1 protein-coding gene is annotated in these 1,072 nt (G+C 41.5%); it reads right to left on the minus strand.

From position 1 onward, the window contains the following. On the minus strand, positions 1-1,072 hold a 1,072-nt coding region (locus QQ041_RS21660), incomplete at both ends, for a PAS domain-containing protein (protein WP_285955029.1).

A 1,072-nucleotide genomic window follows, 5' to 3' on the forward strand; every position in this document is an offset into this window, starting at 1 on the left:
TTCTCGCTGCTCTTCTTTCTCTAGATCGTCGACGAGCATCTGTAGGATTCCAAGTAAGCCATTCATTGGGGTTCTGATCTCATGACTCATCGTCGCCAGAAACAATGATTTAGCTTCATTGGCCTGGAGCGCTTTGTTCGCTTGATCTTCTAACTCAAGCCCAAGCTTCTTGAAATCGGTAACATCACGTTCGATCGCAATATAGTGTTCAACTTCACCTTCGCCGTTACGTAAAGGCACTATGTCGATATCCACCCAATAAGGAGACTTATCAATCGTATAGTTCAATATTTCAGCTTTAACTTGATTACCCTTTTTGAGCGCAGATCCAATGCGACTGACCGTCTCAAAACAAGTCTTTTCACCTTGTAGAAATGAACCGGGTGTCAAACCTTTTACAGAATCTAAACGGTAACCGGTCATGCCCTCAAAAGCGCTATTTACCCACTCAATACGCCCTTCTTTGTCAGTGATAATAACGGCATCTCTCGCTGCTTTAACCACTGTCGCCAAAAGACGACTGTCACGCTCTTTTTCTCCTAACAGTCGGTTAGACTCTTCAAGCAACTTCTTAGAGCCGTCTAGCTCTTTATGGGGATTAACGAACAATCTTTGCCCCATCAAAGCAACTAGAGCAGAACTAATTGTTAAAATGATAAAAAGTCCATTTAATAGTTCTTTTTGAAGCGTTGATAATTGCTCATTAAGAAAGGTGCGGCTTATCCCTTGGGTTAACACCAAGCCCCCTCTCGTTAAAGCCGTCTGGGTTAATAGCCAGTCTTTTTCATTGAATTTACTTTTTGGATTATGTGAATCATGGTCATTTTCAAGCTTCTTACTCGATTCAATAAGCGAAGCAACTGGCGGCTTTACCTGACTTAGCTCGTACCAACGTTCTCTATTCGTCACGAACGATCCAAAAAAATCGTCGTAGTCAACTGCAGTTTCTCCATATATCACACCAGTAAAGTTACCTGCTTGGTACAAGGGCATAAACAACTTAACGCAAATATGATTGGTATCGTCATGCAAAAGATACAAAATGCGTTCATTCACTTCTTGATTTGAGATT

Source organism: Vibrio sp. TMPB1044 (assembly GCF_030442075.1).
GTDB lineage: Bacteria > Pseudomonadota > Gammaproteobacteria > Enterobacterales > Vibrionaceae > Vibrio > Vibrio satsumensis.